Here is a 21936-nt window from a genome sequence, read left to right as displayed (position 1 = left end):
TCGCTTTTCTCTTTTTTGTCAATATATCAAGCCTGTTATGGCTTGTTATAGGTTTATGACAGTTGTCTTACATATTGCTATTAACGAAATCCCAGTTAACCAGGTTCCAGAAATCAGCAACATAAGCAGGACGAGCATTACGCTTATCAACGTAGTAAGCATGTTCCCAAACGTCGATAGTTAGTACAGGTGTCTTGCCATCAGTTAGTGGGCAGCCAGCAGCGGTTGTGTTAACGATCTCAACAGAACCGTCAGCATTCTTCACTAACCAGGTCCAGCCAGAACCGAAGTTGCCAACAGCAGATGCAGAGAACTTCTCTTTGAAGTCTGCGAAAGAACCGAATGCAGCGTTGATTGCATCTGCAACCGCACCAGTAGGCTCGCCACCAGCTTTAGGAGCCATACAGTTAAAGTAGAATGTGTGGTTCCAAACTTGAGCAGCGTTATTGAAAACGCCACCAGCAGGTGCAGAAGTAACGATTTCTTCTAATGATTTATCAGCAAACTCAGTGCCTTCAATCAAATTGTTTAGGTTAGTCACATAAGCCTGGTGATGCTTATCGTGGTGATAGTCTAAAGTCTCAGCAGAAATGTATGGCTCAAGAGCATTTTTTTCGTATGGTAAACCTGGTAATTCATGTGTCATGATAGATTCCTTTGATTGTAATTAGATTGATTGAGATAAAAACTAGCGCGTTTTTTTGGGAAAGCCCTGCTTCAGTCGGTTACAACTTAACTAAAATTAAAGAAGTAAATAAACGGACTTGATCAGGGGTTTCTTATTACAGCGTAAGACTATTTAAATCACCCTTGAAAAGCAATAGCTCTTAGTATTTTTAATGTTAAGAAAAATTAATTATAAAAAAGTGCCTGAAAGTAGGGGGGTGACTTTTTAAACAATCGTTTTACTCTATAATTACATTTAATTGAATTTGGAAGAAAATGGAAGCAAAAATATGTGCGGAATTTGTGGTGAATATCGATTAGACGGCACCTTGCCGAATTTAGATCACATCCAGTCGATGATGGAGAAGTTAGAAAAGCGTGGTCCAGATCACGCCGGTACATTCTCCGACGGTGCGTTAGCGTTTGGTCATAGAAGACTCTCAATTCTAGATTTGTCTGAGAAAGGCAATCAACCGATGATTGACCCGCAATTAAGCCTCGCATTAGTCTTCAACGGCACAATCTACAATCACCCAGAATTACGCAAAGAGCTTGGCGCCAAAGGCCATACCTTCTTTTCTACAGGTGATACTGAAGTTATTCTAAAAGCCTATGCAGAATGGGGCACAGATTGCGTAAAGCATTTCCTCGGCATGTTCGCCATCGCCATTTGGGATTTAAAGAAAAAGACATTATTCCTCGCGCGTGATCGTATGGGCATCAAGCCGCTTTACTATGCAAACACTGGCAAAGGCTTTCGCTTTGCATCAAACACCCAAGCGTTACTCGCATCAAATGATGACGCTGCAATCGATACATCAATCGACCCAGTCGCTCTGCATCATCAATTTACTCTGCATGCAGTAGTACCCGCACCAATGACGGTACTCAAAGGTATTCGTAAACTAGAACCAGCGCATACCTTATTAATCAAAGAAAACGGCGAGCAACAACTCAACCGTTACTGGACTTTAGATGCAACGCGTCCAAAAGAAGAACGTAGCGATGCAGAATGGACAGAAGCAATTCACGAAGCACTGCGCGTAGCAGTCCGTCGTCGTAATGATGTATCTGATGTACCCGTGGGCGTATTACTCTCAGGTGGATTAGACTCAAGTCTACTGGTTGGACTACTCGATGAAATAGGCATTAAAGATATCCCAACTTACAGTATCGGTTTTGACGATCAGCCAGAAGAAAAAGGCAGTGAGTTTGAATTCTCCGATGCAGTGGTAGAGCGTTTCAATACCAACCACCACAAAATCCATATTCCAAACGAGCAAACCCTCAGTCGTTTGCCTGAAGCGATAGCGAATATGTCCGAGCCAATGTTCGGCCAGGACGCGATTGGTTTCTACTTACTATCAGAGCAAGTCGCGAAAGACGTAAAAGTAGTGCAATCAGGGCAGGGAGCCGATGAAGTATTCGGTGGCTACTTCTGGTTCGATAAAATGAATAAGGCAAAAGGCACGCATTTAGAACGCTTCCGCCAATTCTATTTCGATAGAGATCACGATGAAATGGCAGAAATGCTAACACCGAAATATATCGACAGAGATTTCACCGCAGAAACAATGAAAAGCATATTGGAAGCACCCAATGCCGATACCTTTATTGATGCCGTTTTCAGAGCTGACACCACCATGCTAGTTGTCGATGATCCTGTAAAACGCGTCGACAATATGACCATGGCTCATGGCCTGGAAGCACGTGTACCTTTCCTTGATCACGAACTGGTAGAACTCGCCGCGAAAATGCCTCCTCACATGAAACTCAACAGTGGTGGTAAACACGTACTGCAAGAAATCTCACGCGGAATGATTCCAGATAGCGTCATCGATCGTAAGAAAGGTTACTTCCCAGTACCCGCGCTTAAATACGTACGCGGTGAGTTCCTGGAATTTATGCAAGATATACTGAATTCGCAGAAGTGTAAGGATAGAGGGATTTATCAAAGGACTTATGTGGAGAAGCTTTTAGGCGCTCCTGATGAACACCATACTAGGATTCAGGGTAATAAGTTGTGGCACATGGCGCTACTAGAATATTGGCTACAAGACAACGGGTTGTAGTTTCGGTTTCGCACTCAGCTTTTGTCCCAGCTCGGCGTTGCTCCGATGCTCGATCGGTCACATACTTATCGTATGCTCCCTCACTGTGCGTCGGTGAGCCTTGATCTGAAACAAAATCTGAATGCTTAGAGTTTCAAACTTACTATTATAAGTATGGTTCTCTTGGGGGACAGAGTGGTTGGGATAATAATGAGAAAACTTAAGTTCCTTTTTGTTAATATACATAAAAACGTTAAATAAAAGGAAGTCATGACAGATCACTTTATAAAAAACATTGAGATAAGACATTTTAAATGCTTTAACCTATTTAAAGCATCTGGTTTTGCTCGTGTAAATCTTATTGGAGGTAAGAATAATGTGGGTAAGACTGCATTAATGGAAGCTTGTAATGTGAATATAAGGGGAGTAGATGTTAAAAATTTTACAGCTGCACTTGCTTCCATTAAATATCGTCGTGAACGATTAAACAATCCATCACTAAACAATATAGAGTTAACATCATATTTAGAAAAAACAAGTGATCTAACGGTAACTTCAAATATTAGAAGTTCTTCTTTCAAGGTAAATAGTAAAGATGGCGTTAAAAAATATAAAATTTCAATAGGGGATAAGAGCGTTTCAATAAATGTTAAGGACTTTACGTTCGAAAAAGTTTTCAAGGGAAATATAATATTTATGAGTAGTCTTGGGGCTACCGATAGAGCTTTGATGGCAAACTATTCCTCATTACAGAAAAATGATAAAGAAGAATATCTAAATCATTTTTTGAATAAAGTAGATTCAAGAATTGAGTCATTTAAGGTTATTGAAGATGTTCCTCAATGTAAAGTGAATACGAGATATATTGAAGTTAGCGATATGGGTGATGGTATTCGGCATCTAATTAATATTATCTCATCATTATATAGTTCGGAGAATGGGCAATTATTTATTGATGAAATAGATAATGGTCTTCATTACACAATACTAGATGATGTATGGAATATTATTTTAACCTTATCTAAAGAGCTTAATGTGCAGGTCTTTGCAACTACCCATTCTAAAGAATGCATTGAATCTTACGAAAGAACAGCCAATAAATTACAAGATCAAAATATTACTTATACGATCTTAACAAAACTAAAAGATGGGTCTATTGATGCAGGTGTTTATGATGCTGAAATGCTGACCAATACACTTGAGCAAGACCATGAGTTAAGAGGGTGGTAAAAGTTGCAATATTGCATGAAGGAAATGCAAAAAAAACTCACGATAACGAACTTCTACTGCTTTTATTAGATAATCTTGGTTTAGATGAAAAAAATGTTAAATTTTTTGGGATGGGAACTAAAAGTAATTTCTTTAAAGTGGATGACAAAAATTATAAAGAGTTATTGCTTAATATAAAAAACGAATCAATTGAGAAGATACTTTTTGTTCTAGATGCCGACTTTGAAGGAAATGATGAAAAGTATGGTGGTTTTGAAAATACAAAAACTGAACTAGAAAAAACACTTGATAAATTAGACTTAAATGCCAGTACTGATATTTATATTACTTGCGATCCTGATGAAAAATGTGGGTATCTAGAATCACTAATACTTTCAACAATTCCTGAAGAACAGAAAGAATGTTTAAATGCTTTTTTAGATTGTTCAGACTTTAAATCAAAAGAAAATCATAAAGCCATTCTTAATCAAATTTATAATATCGGTTATCCCAACGCGCCATTTGATTTTTCCCACACAAACTTTGATGTACTAAAATTAAAATTACAAAAGTTGTTTGAAGGAGTTTAGAAACAAAAACACCCTAAAAGTAGGGGGGTGTTTAATGCTATTCCTGATTAGTAAATAACTCTATTTCTAAAAGCAGTCTTTATTGGGAAGTAACCGTGATATTGACGATATCTTGATAGACCCCGGCTTTGGGTTTATTGCTATTTTGGTATTTTCCCGTTGTGGTGAAATCAATATTACTAACAGGATAACTGCAAGGTAGTATCATTTGTAAATTACTACCGCTAGTAATCTCAGTATTTCTGTATTCAAGTCTATAAGATGTCAGTACTTTTCCTGATGTTGTATGTTCTAACTGAAAATCGTTTTGGGTAGAAAAATCCAGAGTACAGTCACCCGTTATGTTTGAGTTTAAGCCTAACGTTCCTAAATTAACTTTTTGACCTATTCTATTTGCAGGATTTCCTTTATTGGATAAGGGCATAACTTCATCATGATTAAAATATCGTGCAGCCCCAGCGGCGGTACCTACAAAGTTTAAATACTCAACATAAGTATAACTCAACTCTATTTCTGTAGAATCTTCTGCTGCATGCAAAGATAAAGATGCAGTTACCGCAAAGGATAATAGCAACAGTACTTTCAGTTTTTTAAGCCACTGTTTTTTCATTGTTTTTAGGGAGTTAAATTTATCCTGAATCGGTCTTTTAATTGTTTTCGTTGTGCATATTTATAATTATTATATTTAAATGTAGCACGAATTCTTAAAATAGTCGTATGACATTAGCGCAAAGACGGACTCACTACGAATTTGTCAGATAGGCGGTAGAAATATATATCATTGAAATAAGCTAAAACCTAGGTAGCGCGTAGGTCGGATAAGGAACGCCATCCGACATTTGTATCCGAATAATCATCGTCATGTCGGATGGAACTGTATTTATCCGACCACCCATTTTGCATAACATAATTAGAAATAGTGCCCAAAAGTAGGGGGTGTCATTTAACTTTATTACCTATCGCATTTCTCGAGAATGCCAAACACGTATTACCACAATGCTATTTTCAGTCAAAATATATCGTATTACATAAGCGCCAGCCCCAAATGCGAGAAATAACTCGCGGCGTTTTAATTCATCACCTATAGGTTTTCCAATTTCTGGGAAGTCTATTAGCCTATCCGCCCCAGTTAAAAGTAAATTCACCATTCTTGTAGCTGCTTCAGGATTTTTACTTTTTAGGAATTCATGCAGGCGGGAAATGTCGTCTTTGGCTTCGGGCAACCAGATTAATGCTTTGTTTGGCAATTCTTTATTTGACATAGTGTCTAGAGAGATTTTAGCCAGTTTTTCATGTCTTTGTGTGAGATCGCTTCGCCTGTTTCTGCATAGGTTTCCCAGCGTTTTTTATCTTCTAGTTTTTCCTGTTCAAACTGTTCTTCTTTTTCAAGATAATCTAGGATCGCTCGTTTCATCAGCCAGTGGCTTGAGCGATCTTTGAGTTCGCCAAGATGTTGAATGCGTTCTTTAATATCGTCTTCAAGTTTTACTGCAACTGAGGTGATTGGCATGGCGTTTCTCCAAGTATTACTAAGTATTACTTATGATTATAGGCCTGTTTAACAAAAACATCAAAAAGGTGGTAACTGATATTTTTAATAAATCCCCACCACTCATCGAATACCTCCCAAAAACACCGTAATTAGCTTCCTAAAACTTGCACTCATTTGCTATTTAATTTATTTTGCCCGCAAGGTTTTCTTTTCCCGATTTTATTCCTGTTAAGTGCCTAATATGATTATTCGAGTAGCACGTTTCACTCTTGATAATTAACCTTAATAAAACGGAAAAATCAGAAAAGCTATGCCTCTATCCAATAAGAAAAACCTTATTCTCTTTTTATTTACCTGCATATTTATCGTCTCTTGTGGGGCGTCGTCTGATTCTACTGATACGAAAACTCCGAATGTGCCAGATTCTAAAATCATGCTGGGTGCTTATCTTAAAAATGATGGTTGGTCATTAGATATTCTGGAGAAATTTAAGGCCGATACCCACAAACAAACGTCCATCATTACGCTCTATACCAACTTCGAGATGGATTGGAGTTTTTTAACGACTCAAACGTCGAATATTGTTGCTAGTGGCTCGATGCCTTTGATTACCTTGATGCCTTTCAACTCAGGTCATGAAGATTTATTAAGTATGATTGCAATGGGTGAGAAAGACAGTTATATCAATAGATGGATTACTGATTTTAAAGCATGGCGCGATAGTTATCCTAAAGATAGTCGACCAACTATTTTACTGCGCTTTGGTCACGAATTTAATGGGAATTGGTATGCATGGGGAAATCAGCCTGAGGCATACAAAGCGGCTTGGCGACATATCCATGGTTTATTTGAAGCCGCTGGGGTGAATGACAGTGTGGAGTGGATTTGGTCTGCAAGTGCTACGGATACTGATGACTATAACGATATAACAGTTTATTACCCGGGCGATGATGTGGTCGACTGGACCAGTCTCGATGGTTATAACTGGGGTAGTAATTACACTTGGTCTAGTTGGAGAACGTTCGACGAGGTTTTTAGTGCGGCTTATGTGAAGCTGGTAAATAACTATCCACACAAACCGATCTTGATTGCAGAGGTGGCTAGCGCTGAACCCAGTGACCTTCCTGATCCTGCCTGGGGTCAATATGGTGATGATTCAGATGCGGTTGAAAGCAAAGAGCTTTGGATCAGCAATATGCTAAAGAGAATCCACGAAAGCTACCCCGCAATACGCGCGGTTTCCTGGTTTAATGTGAATAAAGAGTTGAGTTGGTCTTTGAATGAAACGGCTAGAAATGGATTAGCCAATACCGGTCTGAGTGCATACAACGAGAGCATTTTAGATGCCAATATTTTGAGTGAATTCGTTCCGCTTAATCCGCCTAACCCAGATATTTCAGCAAAAATTTCTGCTACTTCTTCTTTGTCTTCATATAATTATAAAGAGCTAGCGTTGAGTAAGTTGCCTGATGTCGTGGGTGTTGAATCACGCCAGAAACAAGCAGAGGGTATGAGAAATCTTCCCACTGATGTTTTAGAAAAACTTCGCCAACAACGTCTTAATTTAGATTAGTTCTTTATAAGTCATTTTCTGACTAAATCAGAATAAATATGAAAAACACCCTTAAAGTAGGGGGGTGACTTTCCTAATAATCACTTCGCTATATAATCCCTCGTATGGCTAATTTATTCACAGTTACTGCACCGCTCACTATAACCAATCCAGATGGTGACGAATTGCTGATGGCTGAATTCTATAAACACCCTAAAGGTTTATTAGTGTTCGAACCTTATTGGCATTTACAGGATGATCAGCAAGGTATTCAGCTCATTAAAGGCTGGATAGAGGGTGAAGGCCCGTGGAAGATTTCTGGACATGTGATTAAGGTCTTATCGTGTCTCGGAAATAACACTTGTGTGGCGAATGATTTTAACGAGTGGCAGGCCTATCGTTTAAGTAATCCTATCGAATATCCACCAGAACCTATGATTGATGCAATTGCCTGTAAATTGGGCGCTAGTATACTGACGTAAAAAGTGCCTGGCTCTGCATAAATTCCTTTAGTCATTTCAAACAACGAAATGAGCCGAGATATAGCGAGACAAAAGCATTGTTGTTTAATGCTTACCGTAGGGAAGGCGCAGCCGCATAAAAATCACTTAAAAGTAGGGGGGTGACCTTTTAAATAGTTTTAGGTGTTCTTTAGGTATCTGATAGCTTTATCACTTCTGGCGGCTTTGCTCTAAATAAATGATTGCTTTTACCCGCTTCTACCATGTGTTCTGATACGGCGTGCGCGGCTAAGGCGTCTGCTGATGCCCATCTTTCTATAATCACAAAACGATTCTCATTGTCTTGGTCTGCTTTTAATTCGTATTGAATGCAGCCATCTTCAGCCAATACGAGCGGTTCTACTTTCTTAAAGGCATTTATTTGATCTTCTCTTTTTCCTGGTATGACGTCGATTAGTACCACGACTGATAATTCTTCTGACATAAGATTTCCTGTTCTATTTTAAGGTGTTTTTTTACGAGCTACTTATACATTCTAATAAGAATGTTTCAAACAAAAAAATTCTAGCTCTCCATAAATTCTATTTACGTTTTTTAAAAGTAAAAACGTAATATCATTTAAAGTAGGGGGGTGACCTTTAAATGTTTTTGTATTGATTAAACTGCTTAGCTATTTGATGCGTTTATTTCTTCCAGATATTGAGTGTTAGCAGAATCATAATAGTCATAATTTCCATGCATCCGAAAAAGAATAGTTTTTCATCAATATAATCATCGTCAAAAAAAGAAAATCCAAAGGGTATTGACGCAGCTACCCCGATAATAAGCAGTACCTAAGCGTTAAAAAATATGATGGGTCGGAGTGTTTTAATCAAAACTAATATTCTTCAAGTTGTTCATCAATAACTCAAACAATAACTAAATCAATAATAAAAAGTGTAGCTAACCCAAAATCTGTGGATTCAACTGCCAAACCGAGTAGTTAAGAAACGCGGCAAAACTCACCCAGAGTAAATAAGGGATCAACAATGCGCCAGCGATGCGATTGATACGCCAGAAACTGATGACGGTGGCGGCAATCATTACCCATAACAATAAGATGTCAGCGAAAGCCATTCCGCCACGATTCCAGGCGAAGAATAGCCAGCTCCAGAGTATATTGGGTATCAGCTGCAGTATAAATAAGGTAAGTGCGCCGCGATGTTTATTAAAACCGCCATCGCGCCAAACCAGCCACGCGGCAATCGCCATCATCAGGAATAGTGCACTCCAGACAGGGCCAAACACCCAGCCGGGTGGCGCCCATTCGGGTTGGGTGAGTTTTCCGTAGAATGATTTAGCCTGTATAGAAGCTATCGCGCCAGCGGCTGATGCAGCAAAGGATAAAAGTATCCAGCCGACTAATCCGATAATTTGTTGTTTCGTTGTTAATTTTGCTGGTTTAGATGGTTTTGTTGCTGTAGTTGATGAATTCATCGAGGTTCTCTCACAAGCGCTATCAGTGAAATGGATAAAACCATATAACCGTCATATATTGAAACTGTTTTTATTTAGCGGGTGAATTTATAAATACAAGCTTATTGATAGCCTGGTTAAAAAATCCCGTAAAAGGTAGGGGGTGTCAATTTAAGCAGCGCGTTTGTATTTGTATCGATATGCTTTTAATTTTGGGGTCAGTAAGCGTTCTAAACGAATCAGAATGATTGCGACAATATAAGAAATCGCAAGGAAGACTAAGCATAAGGCAATGGTGATCAGCCAGTTGTCTTTTTCAACTGCCCATCGCAACATGGGGAATCGTAAGAAGCCATTAACTAGAAACAGCGCCATAGATATCTCACCGGTAAAGATCAATATATTTTGAAGATTGCCTTGTATCTTGGGAATCACAGTATTCATTGTCACCAGAAACAGGATGATAAAACTGATATTACTCAAAACCCATAAATAAGGATTGACGTTACCGAGTATAAAAATTAACACAGTAAGTAATAACAAGGACCCTGGAATTTCTATGGCTTTTATCGAGATATCTTGTTTTGCCAGATAGATGCCAAGCGCGAATACTGGCATATAAGGCACAATCGTATAATAGAGATTTACCCCGGAAATACTGCCGTCAACAGTAGCAGAAAATACCAGGCAGAAAACAGAGAGTGTAACCAGTCCCATTGTTTGCCAGCGATCATAGAGTTTTAGTAAAAACGGAAACGCGAAATAAAACTGGAAGATAAACGGGATGAACCACCAGGGGCCAATCGACTCTAGTGCCATATCAGGGATGAAATTTGAAACTAGAGTCAGCTTTAACAGGATTTCCTGATAATGCATGGAAAGCATTTTAAAAGGCCCCAAAATCCCATGAGAATAAAAACCTTCTAGCGCCAACCAGATCAGAATAGCGATAATAAATGCAGGGAAAAGCTTGGCGATGCGATCGCTAATAAAAGACCAATAGGTGAGAGTATGCTTTGAAGACTTTTTGGTTAGTCCATAAGCGCTAAGAAAGATAAAAACTTCGACACCAAAATGCCCGAAGAACGAAAACAACACTCGTATGCTATTTTCTGGTTCTGTCCAGAGAAGATGCAACATGCTGGAGGTGCGTTCGAATGAAAAATCGAATTCGTTTTCTTTAGGAAAAGGAAACAAATGCATAAAGTTATGCACCGCTATCATAAGAATAGCGATTCCTTTCATTATCAGTGTTTCATTAGAGCTTAGCGTGTGCCATTTCATTCGGCTTAATCTTGTTTAGGAAAGGAGCTTTTAACGAATAGAACGAAACAGATGTTTATTTGTTGAAATTTATATTACTCCTTAAATTAGAAAAAAATATCAAAGAAATGTCACTTTATGTAAGATTTTTGCGTTGATCGGAAAATGATATCCATTGGTCACAGTCTGCAGAAAAGTTACTGTATCAAGAACCCAAATTGGATCTTGAGTTCTTGATATTTTCTTACTAAATGATTTGTCTGGAAAAGTACTTTCGAAAAGCATAAATTCTATTTACGTTTTTAAAAAATAAAAACGTAAATCATTCCGCAAAGCATAAGTTCCTTTAGTCATTTCAAACAACGAAATGAGCCGAGATATAGCGAGACAAAAGCATTGTTGTTTAATGCTTACCGTAGGGTAGGCGCAGCCGCATAAAAATCACTTAAAAGTAGGGGGGTGACTAGTTTTAAGTTTTAGGTGCTAAATGCCAAACTACATTATCTGCATCTACTTTGCCCTTTAAGCTTTCTTCAATTCTATCTAGCTCGGTAATATTGAAATCATCGTTGTAATAGTTTTTGATCATTTCATTCGAGATAGAAAAAGGAGGGCCGTTGATAATGCTTTGATCGTATTCGAGCGTTATCAACAGTTGAGGAATACCAGCTGTAATCTCGATAAGATGCTGAGCATATTTTTCTCGCATGGCATCTGGTAGCGCAATCAGTGAGGCGCGATCGTAAACGGCATCAATCTGCCCGAGTTGTTCTTTACTGAAATTGAAGAAGTCTCCAACATAGATTTCAATATTTTCAATAGTATATAGAGTCAGATTGCCTAATTGAGTAACCGTTGGTTTTATTGATTCATCACCCAATAGATCTTCAAACAGTTGTTTTACGGCGTGCTCGCTGAGTTCGATGCCAACGACTGAAAAACCCTGACTGTGTAACCAGGCAATATCTCTTGTTTTTCCACAAAGGGGCAAAAAAATACGACTGCCTTTTGAAAGCTTCAAATCGTTGATGTGTTTAATCAGAAGTGGATTAACTTCTTTCTCATGAAATCCAATTTCATTTTTACTCCAACGTTCGTGCCAAAAATCTGCTTCCATTTGAAACTCCAAAATTTCTAGTTGTTTATTATTCGTTATTTTATGTAATCAGTATGGTTTGTATTTTGTTCCTTGTTCGGCTGTTTTGTAAACCTTAAAAAAGCCCTAAAAGGTGGTGGGTGACTTTATTTTGTTGAAATAAGGTGAAATGGTGGGCAGTTAAAGCCGTTATTTAGTTAGAGTTATTTTGGGAATTATTAAAAGTATCTGGATATTCATTGTTTCTTTTAAAGTTGTAGTTGTGGCTGGAAGTGAAATTATTGTTCTAATAAAGTGAATAATGAGTTGCGCTTTTCGATATTTATTCTTTTCTAATGACTAGCTATTATTCAATAACTGGCAGGAAATACTTCTTGTTAAGAACTGAACATTTTTTGAGGGTTTTAATATGACTATTGCGAGTAATAAAAATTCTGTAAAAGAGTTAGTAAGTTCTAGTGTTGGATTCAAAACATCTGACGGTGATGGTGTGTCGATGACTCGACTCATCGGCACAGCTGAGCTTAATATGGTTGATCCGTTCTTACTGCTGGATGCTTTTGGTTCGGATGAGCCAAACGACTATATTGGTGGTTTTCCACCGCACCCGCATCGTGGTTTTGAAACGGTCACTTATCTTTTAGAAGGTAAGATGCGCCATAAGGATAATGCAGGCAACGAAGGTGTTATCGAATCTGGCGGTGTGCAGTGGATGACTGCGGGCAAAGGTATTATGCATTCAGAAATGCCGGAGCAGGAAAATGGCCTACTTCAGGGATTTCAGCTTTGGGTGAATTTACCCGCTGCAAATAAAATGACAGATCCTGCTTATCAGGAATTTTCAGCATCAGAAGTACCACTGGAAAGCTGGGATAATGGCACCGAAATTCGCGTTGTTGCGGGTACTACCGAAAAAGGAACAACGGGCCCGGTAAAGAATGATTATGTCAGTCCGTTATTTATGGATGTGTCGTTAGCGACCTCAGACCCATTTGAGCAAACCGTAAATGCACAAGATAACACGTTCATTTATGTGATTGATGGCGACGTTGAAATAGGAACACAGCAACAGATATTGTCAGCAAAAACGCTGGGAATTTTAAACGCTGGTGAACAAGTTCTGGTTAAAGCGAAAACTGATACTGCCCGATTTCTGATTGTATCGGCACTGCCATTGAATGAAAAAGTCGCCAGAGGTGGTCCCTTTGTGATGAACACCCAAGACGAAGTCAGACAAGCGTTTGACGATTTTAGAAATAACAGGTTTTAAAGGATAAGAACTTCAGATGGCGAGTTTAACAAATACCAAAGATAGTTTCGGATGGGTGTCTATCAGCCTGCATTGGCTAATGGCTGTGGCACTCATCGCGATGTATTTTGTGGGTGACTGGATGGTGGGTCTGGACTACTACGACAAGTGGTATAAAGATGCGCCCTATATTCATAAAAGCATCGGTGTGATTATTGGCTTGTTAATGCTCGCGCGCCTGCTGTGGAATGTGTTGCAAGCGAAACCAACATATCTTGATGTTAAAAGTACAGTAATGAATATGATGGCTTCACTAACACATTACTTTTTTTACCTGATGGTCTTTATCATGGTGGTCAGTGGCTATCTGATTTCTACGGCAAATGGCCAAGGCGTTGAGATATTTGGACTTTTCGAAGTGCCAGCTTTGTTACCAGACGATAAAGACCGTGGAGAATTAGCGGGCAAAGTACATGAATATTTAGGGTTAGGATTCATGGTGTTGGTAGCGATTCATGCACTAGCAGCACTGGTTCATCATTTCTTTATGAAAGATCGAACGTTAAAGAGAATGTTAGGTCTTAAAAGTTGAGCATTTGAATACATAAAAAAGAAATACAAAAATCACAAGTTTGACAGGCATTACAAAAGTAATAGAGACAGAAGTAGAAAATTAATTATCAATTATCAATTATCAACAAAGGAAGGAATTATGAAATTAAAGACAATAGCAACATCATTTTTAGCACTGGGTTTACTTGCCGGTACAGTATCTGCACAAGCGGCTGACTATGCCTTCGATAAAAAAGGTGCACATCAGTTTGTACAATTTAGAGTACAGCATTTAGGTTACAGCTGGTTGTATGGCCGTTTCAACGATTTTGATGGTAACTTCAGCTACGATGCTGAGCAGCCAGAAAAAGCAAAAGTATCGGTAAAGATTGATACATCAAGTGTGGATACTAACCACGCAGAACGTGATAAGCACATCCGTAGTGATGATTTCCTTAATGTGGATAAATTCCCTGAAGCGACATTTACCAGTACCAGCTTTGATGGTAAAACCTTAAAAGGTGATTTAACACTGCATGGTGTGACTAAACCTGTTGATATCGCTATTGAGAAAATCGGTGAAGGTGAAGATCCATGGGGTGGTTACCGTGCCGGATTTGAAGGTCGTACTACATTCAAAATGGCTGACTTCGGTATCAAGAAAGATCTTGGCCCTAAATCTGCGGATGTTGAAATGATTCTTTCTGTTGAAGGTGTCAGAACGAAAGGCGAGGTTAAAAAATAAGCCTTCAGATGTTAATCATTTGAAGAAAAAAAGATTGATAATAACTGAGCTAGTATAGGAAACTAGCCAGTTATTATCATTCTAAATGTAATGATCAAAAATCATTACGTCGGGGGAGGGGAGCTGTAAATCGTTTAAATCAATAATTTCCATTCGTTAGAAATAGCCACTTCCATATTTTCTTCCTGAAGTTCTGCGGCTACTCTGGTTAAATTATCAAAGTTTTCTGTTGATGCATGTCCTTTGACATTGATCACAAAAATATTCTTTTCATCTTCTCTATAAATATCTGATTCTAAGCCGTGGATATCTAATCCGCCGGCAGTTAATTTTGAAATAACGGCCTCTTTAATGCCTGTGGTATTAATCCCTTTAACGCGCATAAATACATCAGACTTTTGAAATTTAAAGGTTTTGCGGGTGCAGGTGTCGATGATTAATTTAAGTTTATAATCGTTAACCACTGCTAGAAGACAACGTTCAATCTCCAGCGAATCAATATACGATTCAACCATCACTACAACAACAAAACTGTGCCCTAACCTAAGCGATGAAATGCTTTGAATTTCACAGTTACACCCCAATAACTCATTGCAGAATTCAGATAGCATATTGGGTGACTTATCACCGATAGCAACTATGCGATATCTTTGGCTATCCATTCTTTATTGACTCCTTATCGTTAGATTTATGAGAGTGAGTATTTTGGTGCTAAGCCTTATATTTCTATTAAAGCAGTTAATATGCAAACTATATGTTAATTTGTCTGAATGCTAGATTAATATGCGGGATTAAAATTGATTATTACGAATTGGTGTTGAATATTATGAGTAAGATTCAAGGCAAGCATTTATTAATGTGGCGAATATTGCGGTAAAATATACGCAGAGAGATCAAAAAAAATATTTTAGGTACATAATAGTTAAGTTGAGAACAGCTGCGATATGGCTACGAAAGGGTTGCGAATTTGAAGTTAGTACATACATCGGCAGATGTTGTTTATTTACATCATCTAAAAAACATACTGGAAGCTGAGGGTATTGACTGCATGATGAAAAATGATCGACTTTCATCTCTGGCAGGAGAACTCCCATTGTTGGTGTGCTGGCCAGAGCTTTGGGTTAAAGACTCCTTAAAAGAAGCGTGGGCGAAAGAGATTATTGAGCAAGCGCTACAACCGACTAATGCGGAAGAAAATTGGGTCTGTAAAAATTGTGGTGAGCAACACAGTTCACGATTCACCGATTGCTGGAATTGTCAGAGTATCAAGGCTTTTTAAAGCTGTATTTATTCTGAAAAAAAGCGCCTTAAAGTAGGGGGGTGTACTATGATACCGATCAATATCCTTCTATATAATCAGACGATAAAAAATCTCATATGACCAGCACCGATAATCAAAAACAAGAATTTCATATTGAGATTACTAGCGACGACAAAATAGCTCTGGATTATCTTGCTGAGGCGTCCGGCTTATCTCGTCAAAAAATTAAAACGGTGATGCAACAAGGTTGCGTGTGGTTAGAGCAAAAAAATCAACCCGTTTCAAGACTTCGCCGAGCAAAAAAAGTGCTTAGCACAGGAAATATCCTGCATTTTTATTACGATGAAAATATCCTCCAGCAGATACCACAACCCGCTACTTTAATCAGTGACGAAGGTGATTACAGCATCTGGAATAAACCATCTGGCATGTTTTCGCAAGGCTCTAAATGGGGTGATCATTGTACGATAAAACGTTGGGCGGAGAAGACCTTGGTGCCTGAGCGCGTAGCTTTTGTGGTGCACCGTCTGGATCGTGCTGCGAATGGCTTAATTATTCTCGCCCATAAGAAGAAAGTAGCGGCTCAGTTCGGACGAATGTTCGAGCAAAGACAGATCACCAAGATTTATCAGGTTTTGGTCGAAGGTTGTTTTACTGCGGCCAATGCTAATGTTATTGCTGATACAGATGAAAATGGCTCTGTCACTATAGGTGCTGAGCTAGATGGAAAAATAGCTGTCTCGCACGTTAGCGTTTTGAAATTTGATGAGATTAACAATCAAACCTTATTAGAAGTTAATATCGAAACGGGTAGGAAGCATCAAATTAGAAAACATCTCTCAGGTTTAGGGTTTCCTGTGGTTGGTGACCGGCTTTATGGGCCATCTCAATCAGACAATGGAACATTTACAGACTTATCAGATAGTGATATTGCTAACAGTGACAGTGCTAAAGGTCTTGATCTTCAATTGAGTGCGGTCCGCTTGTCGTTTATTTGTCCTGTGAGCCTCCAGGAAAAAGTATTTTCACTCTAATTACCCCCTCATTGAACTCTAATATTACTTTTATACTCTTCTCCTACTTTTCTCCCCCTTTATCCCTTATTCGAAATAAAACATTAAGTTGATTTTAGTCAATTACTGCAAGCTATCTCTATCGTATATTAGCATCCATTAATATTTTAATTAACAGATGAGGTGGTACATCATGAAAAACAAGGCAGTTTCAATTTTAGCGGGGGGTCTCGTGGCTTCTCTAATATCATTTTCAGCAGTTGCTGATGACTCTATGAACGTGAAAATTTCACCAAAATTAGATTCAGTCGGTGTTGTTCACATGGGAGATAGAATCACTATCCAGAGAGATCAGGATAAGGGTCATACGATTCCTAAGCTTTACTCAAAAACGTCGCGTTCTTGTCCTCCATTCTGTATTCAACCTGGCGTTGCAGCACCGGGTGTTGAGACGATTGCTGAATTAGAAATGCTGGACTATGTAAAGCAGGCTTCTACAGATAACTCAGTGATTGTGATCGATTCTAGAACCAGTGACTGGGTAGCACGTGGAACGATTCCTGGATCTGTCAACATTCCCTGGACTGATTTAAGTGTTGCAGGTAAGGGCGCGTGGGAAGAGTCAGAAGATGCTCCTACAGCAACAGACGTAATGAAAGATCGTTTTGGCGTGAAAGGTGATGAAGATAAATTAGACTTTAGCGATGCTAAAACACTGGTGTTTTTCTGTAATGGATCATGGTGTCATCAATCAACAGTCAATATCAGATCATTAGTTAAAAAAGGCTATCCTGCGAATAAAATTAAGTGGTATCGCGGTGGTATGCAATCCTGGGTAACTTTAGGTTTAACTACTGTACCACCTCAGTAAAAACCTGAAGAGTACAGACCCACTCAAGTTAACTTGAGTGGGTTTTTTTATGTCTGTGATTTATGCGAATTTCTTTTAACGACGTTTCTTCGTTTCTTAAAAATCACTTCAACTTGAAGGCAATTCTTTCTTGATAGTTGGCAGTATTCTTTTTAGCAATATCGGTTGCGCCGAAGCCGTCGGGTGTAATTCATCCGCTTGTAAGTAATCAAAGTTCTCGGCAACGTCTTCCAGAAAGAAAGGAATAAACGGAAGTTTGTATTGCTCAGCCAAATCTGTAAAAACAGCCTCAAACTTTTCTGAATAAACAGCCCCATAATTGGGTGGGATTTTCATTCCTAATAAAATCACTTTTGCATTCGCTGCTTGTGCGGCTTGTATCATTTTATCCAGATTTATTTTGGTTATATTGGGAGGAATTCCTCTTAAACCATCATTCGCTCCCAGTTCTAAAACGATATAATTTGGCTGATGCTCTTCCAAGGCTTTTGGTAAACGCGTTCTACCGCCTTGAGTAGTCTCGCCGCTAATGCTGCCATTAATGATCTCGAACTTCTCTCCGAGTTCAGTGCGCATCAGATTTACCCAGCCTTTTTCTAGCGGTATCCCATAAGCCGCGCTGAGGCTATCCCCCCAAATCAGAATTTTTTGATCGGCAAACACGGTGCTACTGAAGACGCTGCTAAAAAGCATTACCGCTATAAACAGAAAACAACGTTGTACTGGCTTGAAAACTTTCAATATGAAACCCATAGTTAATACTCTTATTATTCCTAATATATGACCACATAAATGCCAAATAATTCTATTGTAATTGAATCACAAAATTTAAGTAAAAACTTACCGGTTTCAACGGGTGAAAAATTACACATTCTAAATGACGTTTCTTTGGTTGTAGAGCAGGGTGAATCTGTTGCAATTACGGGCACTTCGGGCTCGGGTAAAACAACGCTTTTAGGGTTGCTGGCAGGTTTGGATGTTCCTTCTGAAGGTGAAGTGAGTCTGCTCAATAAGGAATTAACCGAGCTCGATGAAGATCAACGTGCAGAGTTACGACTGAGTAAAGTCGGCTTTGTGTTTCAATCCTTTCATCTAATGGATAATTTAACCGCACTTGAAAATGTCATGTTGCCGTTAGAGTTAGATAGACAGTCTGGATTAAAACTCACTGAAATTAGACAGCGTGCGAGCGAGGCATTGAATCAAGTCGGTTTGGGTGAACGACTTACTCATTTACCAACACAGTTATCGGGTGGAGAGCAGCAGCGAGTTGCACTTGCGAGAGCTTTCGTGACCAAGCCTTTAGTGTTATTTGCAGATGAGCCAACAGGTAATCTAGACAGCCAAACGGGTGATGAAATCATCGACTTGTTATTTGCAATGCAAAAAGAAAGTAACACCACACTAGTGCTGGTTACCCATGATGATGATTTAGCTGAGAAATGCCAAACGCATTACAAATTAGTTAATGGCGCACTGGCGCTGTAACTGTAAACGAAAATTGGCATAACAATGATATCTTTAATCCAGCAGTTTTTAATTCAGACTAAACGTTTCTGGCGACTCGCAGAAACGCGCTTACTCTTTTTAGCACTACTCGTTGCAGTTGTTGCCGTAACCTCAGTAGGCTTTTTTACTGATCGAGCTGATCGAGTGATGAATGCTCAGGCTACGCAATTATTGGGTGGTGATATGGTTATCGTATCGACACGACCTATTGATGAAGCCTATCTAAAAGAAGCCGAGCAAAGAGGTTTGAGAACTGCGAGTACCATTACTTTCAGCAGCATGGTTTCTCGTGGAGAGAAGTTTCAATTAGCGCAAGTTAAAGCAGTATCAGATAAATACCCGTTACACGGTGAAATAGAAACAATGGCTAAAAGTGGGGGGGTGATTAATATAACCTCCATTGATACTTTGGCGGATAATGAAATCATTGCGGATAACAGATTGTTCGTTTCCCTGGGAACCACCGCTGGAGATATTGTTCAATTAGGACAAACCGAAAAGACGCTGGCGAAAATCATCCAGAAGATGCCGGACCAGGCGAGTAATGCTTTTCAGTTTGCGCCGACTTTGATCATGCCTATAGAGCAACTTCCTGCGACTGGATTATTAACGGGAGCAAGTCGAGCTAGCTACAGTTTGTTATTCGCGGGTAATGAGCAGCAGGTCAAATCGTTTGGTAATTGGTTGAAGCCAAAGCTCAAACAGAATGAAAGAATTCGAACACTAGAAGATGGTATGCCGGCCATTCAACAAGCCTTACAACGCGGACAACGTTTCTTGAAAATGGCGGCGTTATTGGCTGTTATTCTAGCGGGCGCTGGAATAGCTTTGAGTAGTTATAGTCTAACCAGACATGAAACCTCTGCGGTAGCTGTACTTAAAACCATGGGTGCATCTCGCTGGCAAATTACAAAACATTACCTATTCCAGTTATTGGTGGTTGCACTTATCGCAGGGATTGTTGGTTCTCTCTTTGGATATTTTATCCAGTTCTTTTTGGCGAATTACTTACAGGATTTTATCGGTCAGGAATTGCCCAGTCCGGGATGGACTCCTGTTTGGGTGGGATTACTGACTTCACAGGTATTAGTGATTGGTTTTTCTGCACCTCACCTATTCCAACTAGTGAAAACAGCGCCTGTCCAAATACTTCAGCGCGCAAGTACTGTTTCAAAAGCTCCACTATTGTTGCCTGTTTTTAGTTTAACCCTATCAATACTGGGTTTGATGTGGCTGCAAACAGGTGATATCAAGCTGAGCTTTTATCTATTGGTTGCGGTAATCATCGCACTGGCTGTTTTCTGGGTGTGTGCATTATTAATGCTAAAGCTGGTTCGTAAAATAGGTGAGCGCTGGCATCTACCCAAAGCCAACCGTCGCATGGCTTTGATGGTGGTAGTTTTTGGTGTGGGCTTATTTAGTTTATTACTATTAACCACTTTGCGTAGTGATCTTATCGATCGTTGGCAAGCGAGTCTTCCTGAAGGCGCACCTAATCATTTCCTGATTAATATCCAGCCAGATGAAGTTAAGCCACTAAAAGAATTACTCGCTAAAGATAATACCGAAGCGCCTATATATCCTATGGTGCGGGGACGATTAGTTGAGGTCAATGATAAGCCTATATCCCCTGATGATTCTAAATACGCTGAAAATGAACGTGCGCAACGTTTGTTAATTCGTGAGTTTAATCTATCGGCAAGCGAAGATATGCCCGAGGGAAATATCATTACTGCAGGTAAATGGTTCGAAAAGGATGCTCAGACAGGCTTCTCTATGGAACAGGGAATCGCAGATAATCTGGGTGTGAAGATGGGTGATAAGCTGACTTTTGACATTGCGGGTCAACGATTAATCGAAACAATCACGAGTATGCGAACGGTTCAGTGGGATAGCATGAAGCCCAATTTTTTCGTATTGGCAGCACCTAATGCTTTTGAGAATTACCCGAAAACCTTTATCACCAGTATCCATCTGGATAAAACCAAAACAGAAGTTTTACCGAATTTAATAAAGAAATTCCCAAGTGTGACTGATATCGATATCAGCGCGATACTGACTCAGGTGCGAGACTTAATTAACAAAGCGGCTTTCGCGGTACAGGCGATATTTTTGTTTACCTTAGTAGCAGGAGTAGTGGTTCTGTTTGCCGCTTTGCAGTCACAAAAAGCATTGCGCAGAAAAGAGCTCGCAATTCTAAAAACGCTCGGTGCTAATAGAGCCTATTTGCGTCGTAACCTGATACTAGAGTTTGCCATGATTGGTGGTTTAGCAGGATTTTTAGCCGCAGTTTTAGCATTGATTGCAGGGAATGCAGCAGCTTACCAGCTATTCGAATTGACTCCACAGATCAATCTGGGATTAATCTTTATCGGGACAGCTTTAGGAGCAACACTTGTGAGTATTGCCGGTTATTTAAATGTCAGAGGTTTATTGTCAGTGGTACCGGTTTCTTTATTTCGTTGAACTTTGAATGATTGATTAGTAACTTTTTTGAATAGGTTAAATTTAAGGCTTTCTGTAAGTATTTTGATTGTCTTGTTTCTGTTCTTTAAGATAAATCAATTAATCAGCCGCGAGAAATATGATTCTCTTTTGAACTTTTTGTAGTTTGGAATTGACAAATACAACAGATTAAAATTGATCCGCAGGGTAAAGTCACCGTTTTCAATCGTCATGTAACTCTTTAAGATAGATTGATGAAATTCTAAATAATTTCAGCTTCTACTATATAAATAGAGTTCTTTTTATTTAAGTTTGTATTTTTTTGTTATTGCATTATTTCTGAGTTTGTCATTTTTGAGTGAAATTCCAGGTAAAAATAACTTAAATTAAACTGTAATCGCGTTATGTATGAGGCGATAGACGGTTGCTCATTAGAGACTAATGGATTATCCTTGC

At 39.1% G+C, this 21936-nt stretch carries 23 protein-coding genes; 13 read left to right on the top strand and 10 right to left on the bottom strand.

The features are described 5' to 3' along the window. Nucleotides 1–67: 67 nt before the first annotated feature. Nucleotides 68–646, bottom strand: coding sequence for a superoxide dismutase (locus Q1A31_RS11915; RefSeq protein WP_299876617.1), 579 nt, complete (start codon nucleotides 644–646; stop codon nucleotides 68–70). A 310-nt stretch (nucleotides 647–956) separates the two neighbouring features. Between Q1A31_RS11915 and Q1A31_RS11910 the strand changes: the two genes are divergently transcribed. The 3 genes from Q1A31_RS11910 to Q1A31_RS11900 all read left to right on the top strand — a co-directional run bounded on the left by Q1A31_RS11910 (nucleotide 957) and on the right by Q1A31_RS11900 (nucleotide 4516). Continuing rightward, nucleotides 957–2738 carry an N-acetylglutaminylglutamine amidotransferase gene (locus tag Q1A31_RS11910; RefSeq protein ID WP_299876615.1) on the top strand — a complete coding sequence of 594 codons (1782 nt, stop codon included), beginning with the start codon at nucleotides 957–959 and terminating at the stop codon, nucleotides 2736–2738. Between the two features lie 249 nt (nucleotides 2739–2987). Further along, entirely contained in the window at nucleotides 2988–3947 is a 960-nt protein-coding gene (locus Q1A31_RS11905) for an ATP/GTP-binding protein (RefSeq protein ID WP_299876613.1), read from the top strand. After that, nucleotides 3941–4516: a hypothetical protein gene (locus tag Q1A31_RS11900; RefSeq protein WP_299876611.1), complete on the top strand. Its 576-nt coding sequence runs from the start codon at nucleotides 3941–3943 to the stop codon at nucleotides 4514–4516. Before Q1A31_RS11905 ends, Q1A31_RS11900 begins: the two co-directional genes overlap by 7 nt. Before the next feature lie 79 nt (nucleotides 4517–4595). Here the strand turns inward: Q1A31_RS11900 and Q1A31_RS11895 are convergent, their stop codons facing one another. The 3 genes from Q1A31_RS11895 to Q1A31_RS11885 form a co-directional block, all read right to left on the bottom strand. Next, nucleotides 4596–5126, bottom strand: a complete 531-nt coding sequence (locus Q1A31_RS11895) for a hypothetical protein (RefSeq protein ID WP_299876609.1) — start codon at nucleotides 5124–5126, stop codon at nucleotides 4596–4598. Between the two features lie 346 nt (nucleotides 5127–5472). Beyond that, on the bottom strand, nucleotides 5473–5778 hold the full coding sequence (locus tag Q1A31_RS11890; RefSeq protein ID WP_299876607.1) for a type II toxin-antitoxin system RelE/ParE family toxin: 306 nt from the start codon (nucleotides 5776–5778) through the stop codon (nucleotides 5473–5475). 5 nt (nucleotides 5779–5783) lie between these two features. Then, on the bottom strand, nucleotides 5784–6026 hold the full coding sequence (locus Q1A31_RS11885; RefSeq protein WP_299876605.1) for a CopG family ribbon-helix-helix protein: 243 nt from the start codon (nucleotides 6024–6026) through the stop codon (nucleotides 5784–5786). Between the two features lie 292 nt (nucleotides 6027–6318). Here Q1A31_RS11885 and Q1A31_RS11880 point away from each other — a divergent pair, with 292 nt between their 5' ends. After that, nucleotides 6319–7581 (top strand): glycoside hydrolase family 26 protein, encoded by a 1263-nt coding sequence (locus Q1A31_RS11880; RefSeq protein WP_299876603.1) that lies wholly within the window; start codon nucleotides 6319–6321, stop codon nucleotides 7579–7581. A 104-nt stretch (nucleotides 7582–7685) separates the two neighbouring features. After that, nucleotides 7686–8042: a hypothetical protein gene (locus tag Q1A31_RS11875; protein WP_299876602.1), complete on the top strand. Its 357-nt coding sequence runs from the start codon at nucleotides 7686–7688 to the stop codon at nucleotides 8040–8042. 169 nt (nucleotides 8043–8211) lie between these two features. On the opposite strand, the gene Q1A31_RS11870 is transcribed toward Q1A31_RS11875, so the two are convergent. From Q1A31_RS11870 to tmpT, 4 genes are all read right to left on the bottom strand, one after another. Further along, nucleotides 8212–8505: a putative quinol monooxygenase gene (locus Q1A31_RS11870; RefSeq protein WP_299876600.1), complete on the bottom strand. Its 294-nt coding sequence runs from the start codon at nucleotides 8503–8505 to the stop codon at nucleotides 8212–8214. Between the two features lie 458 nt (nucleotides 8506–8963). Beyond that, on the bottom strand, nucleotides 8964–9497 hold the full coding sequence (locus Q1A31_RS11865) for a TspO/MBR family protein (protein WP_299876598.1): 534 nt from the start codon (nucleotides 9495–9497) through the stop codon (nucleotides 8964–8966). A gap of 150 nt (nucleotides 9498–9647) precedes the next feature. Further along, nucleotides 9648–10760: an acyltransferase gene (locus tag Q1A31_RS11860; protein WP_299876596.1), complete on the bottom strand. Its 1113-nt coding sequence runs from the start codon at nucleotides 10758–10760 to the stop codon at nucleotides 9648–9650. A gap of 448 nt (nucleotides 10761–11208) precedes the next feature. Further along, nucleotides 11209–11856: a thiopurine S-methyltransferase gene (gene tmpT, locus Q1A31_RS11855; protein ID WP_299876594.1), complete on the bottom strand. Its 648-nt coding sequence runs from the start codon at nucleotides 11854–11856 to the stop codon at nucleotides 11209–11211. A 388-nt stretch (nucleotides 11857–12244) separates the two neighbouring features. Between tmpT and Q1A31_RS11850 the strand changes: the two genes are divergently transcribed. The 3 genes from Q1A31_RS11850 (at nucleotide 12245) to Q1A31_RS11840 (ending at nucleotide 14381) form a co-directional block, all read left to right on the top strand. Then, entirely contained in the window at nucleotides 12245–13105 is an 861-nt protein-coding gene (locus Q1A31_RS11850) for a pirin family protein (RefSeq protein ID WP_299876592.1), read from the top strand. A gap of 16 nt (nucleotides 13106–13121) precedes the next feature. After that, nucleotides 13122–13676 carry a cytochrome b gene (locus Q1A31_RS11845; RefSeq protein ID WP_299876590.1) on the top strand — a complete coding sequence of 185 codons (555 nt, stop codon included), beginning with the start codon at nucleotides 13122–13124 and terminating at the stop codon, nucleotides 13674–13676. 120 nt (nucleotides 13677–13796) lie between these two features. Then, nucleotides 13797–14381: a YceI family protein gene (locus tag Q1A31_RS11840; RefSeq protein WP_299876588.1), complete on the top strand. Its 585-nt coding sequence runs from the start codon at nucleotides 13797–13799 to the stop codon at nucleotides 14379–14381. Between the two features lie 134 nt (nucleotides 14382–14515). Here Q1A31_RS11840 and Q1A31_RS11835 read toward each other — a convergent pair whose 3' ends face one another. Continuing rightward, nucleotides 14516–15043 carry a hypothetical protein gene (locus tag Q1A31_RS11835; protein ID WP_299876586.1) on the bottom strand — a complete coding sequence of 176 codons (528 nt, stop codon included), beginning with the start codon at nucleotides 15041–15043 and terminating at the stop codon, nucleotides 14516–14518. Between the two features lie 305 nt (nucleotides 15044–15348). On the opposite strand from Q1A31_RS11835, the gene Q1A31_RS11830 reads away from it, so the two are divergent. The 3 genes from Q1A31_RS11830 (at nucleotide 15349) to Q1A31_RS11820 (ending at nucleotide 17526) form a co-directional block, all read left to right on the top strand. Next, a complete protein-coding gene (locus Q1A31_RS11830; RefSeq protein ID WP_299876584.1) occupies nucleotides 15349–15660 on the top strand; it encodes a DUF2007 domain-containing protein in 312 nt (103 codons plus the stop codon). Nucleotides 15661–15758: 98 nt separating this feature from the next. Next, nucleotides 15759–16676, top strand: a complete 918-nt coding sequence (locus Q1A31_RS11825) for an RNA pseudouridine synthase (protein WP_299876582.1) — start codon at nucleotides 15759–15761, stop codon at nucleotides 16674–16676. 172 nt (nucleotides 16677–16848) lie between these two features. After that, the gene (locus Q1A31_RS11820) at nucleotides 16849–17526 is read left to right on the top strand and encodes a rhodanese-like domain-containing protein (protein WP_299876580.1); all 678 of its coding nucleotides are present in this window, start codon (nucleotides 16849–16851) and stop codon (nucleotides 17524–17526) included. 108 nt (nucleotides 17527–17634) lie between these two features. Here Q1A31_RS11820 and Q1A31_RS11815 read toward each other — a convergent pair whose 3' ends face one another. Next, nucleotides 17635–18279, bottom strand: coding sequence for an arylesterase (locus Q1A31_RS11815; protein ID WP_299876578.1), 645 nt, complete (start codon nucleotides 18277–18279; stop codon nucleotides 17635–17637). A 39-nt stretch (nucleotides 18280–18318) separates the two neighbouring features. Here Q1A31_RS11815 and Q1A31_RS11810 point away from each other — a divergent pair, with 39 nt between their 5' ends. Both Q1A31_RS11810 and Q1A31_RS11805 read left to right on the top strand, forming a co-directional pair. Next, nucleotides 18319–19014 (top strand): ABC transporter ATP-binding protein, encoded by a 696-nt coding sequence (locus tag Q1A31_RS11810; RefSeq protein ID WP_299876576.1) that lies wholly within the window; start codon nucleotides 18319–18321, stop codon nucleotides 19012–19014. A 24-nt stretch (nucleotides 19015–19038) separates the two neighbouring features. After that, nucleotides 19039–21501: an ABC transporter permease gene (locus Q1A31_RS11805; protein WP_299876574.1), complete on the top strand. Its 2463-nt coding sequence runs from the start codon at nucleotides 19039–19041 to the stop codon at nucleotides 21499–21501. Nucleotides 21502–21936: the final 435 nt, after the last annotated feature.

It is taken from the genome of uncultured Cocleimonas sp. (assembly GCF_947495625.1).
Lineage (GTDB): Bacteria > Pseudomonadota > Gammaproteobacteria > Thiotrichales > Thiotrichaceae > Cocleimonas.
The sequence above is the reverse complement of the archived record's forward strand: the minus strand, read 5'-3'. Positions and strand labels throughout refer to the sequence as shown.

Bases quoted from the DNA above. Each gene is read 5' to 3' on its own strand.
- Q1A31_RS11870 (WP_299876600.1), bottom strand. From the start codon at position 8,505: ATGTCAGAAGAATTATCAGTCGTGGTACTAATCGACGTCATACCAGGA.
- Q1A31_RS11895 (WP_299876609.1), bottom strand. From the start codon at position 5,126: ATGAAAAAACAGTGGCTTAAAAAACTGAAAGTACTGTTGCTATTATCC.
- Q1A31_RS11835 (WP_299876586.1), bottom strand. From the start codon at position 15,043: ATGGATAGCCAAAGATATCGCATAGTTGCTATCGGTGATAAGTCACCC.
- Q1A31_RS11820 (WP_299876580.1), top strand. From the start codon at position 16,849: ATGAAAAACAAGGCAGTTTCAATTTTAGCGGGGGGTCTCGTGGCTTCT.
- Q1A31_RS11910 (WP_299876615.1), top strand. From the start codon at position 957: ATGTGCGGAATTTGTGGTGAATATCGATTAGACGGCACCTTGCCGAAT.
- Q1A31_RS11840 (WP_299876588.1), top strand. From the start codon at position 13,797: ATGAAATTAAAGACAATAGCAACATCATTTTTAGCACTGGGTTTACTT.
- Q1A31_RS11875 (WP_299876602.1), top strand. From the start codon at position 7,686: ATGGCTAATTTATTCACAGTTACTGCACCGCTCACTATAACCAATCCA.
- Q1A31_RS11815 (WP_299876578.1), bottom strand. From the start codon at position 18,279: ATGGGTTTCATATTGAAAGTTTTCAAGCCAGTACAACGTTGTTTTCTG.
- Q1A31_RS11845 (WP_299876590.1), top strand. From the start codon at position 13,122: ATGGCGAGTTTAACAAATACCAAAGATAGTTTCGGATGGGTGTCTATC.
- Q1A31_RS11890 (WP_299876607.1), bottom strand. From the start codon at position 5,778: ATGTCAAATAAAGAATTGCCAAACAAAGCATTAATCTGGTTGCCCGAA.
- Q1A31_RS11915 (WP_299876617.1), bottom strand. From the start codon at position 646: ATGACACATGAATTACCAGGTTTACCATACGAAAAAAATGCTCTTGAG.
- Q1A31_RS11805 (WP_299876574.1), top strand. From the start codon at position 19,039: ATGATATCTTTAATCCAGCAGTTTTTAATTCAGACTAAACGTTTCTGG.
- Q1A31_RS11885 (WP_299876605.1), bottom strand. From the start codon at position 6,026: ATGCCAATCACCTCAGTTGCAGTAAAACTTGAAGACGATATTAAAGAA.
- Q1A31_RS11825 (WP_299876582.1), top strand. From the start codon at position 15,759: ATGACCAGCACCGATAATCAAAAACAAGAATTTCATATTGAGATTACT.
- Q1A31_RS11810 (WP_299876576.1), top strand. From the start codon at position 18,319: ATGCCAAATAATTCTATTGTAATTGAATCACAAAATTTAAGTAAAAAC.
- Q1A31_RS11850 (WP_299876592.1), top strand. From the start codon at position 12,245: ATGACTATTGCGAGTAATAAAAATTCTGTAAAAGAGTTAGTAAGTTCT.
- Q1A31_RS11905 (WP_299876613.1), top strand. From the start codon at position 2,988: ATGACAGATCACTTTATAAAAAACATTGAGATAAGACATTTTAAATGC.
- Q1A31_RS11880 (WP_299876603.1), top strand. From the start codon at position 6,319: ATGCCTCTATCCAATAAGAAAAACCTTATTCTCTTTTTATTTACCTGC.
- tmpT (WP_299876594.1), bottom strand. From the start codon at position 11,856: ATGGAAGCAGATTTTTGGCACGAACGTTGGAGTAAAAATGAAATTGGA.
- Q1A31_RS11865 (WP_299876598.1), bottom strand. From the start codon at position 9,497: ATGAATTCATCAACTACAGCAACAAAACCATCTAAACCAGCAAAATTA.
- Q1A31_RS11860 (WP_299876596.1), bottom strand. From the start codon at position 10,760: ATGAAATGGCACACGCTAAGCTCTAATGAAACACTGATAATGAAAGGA.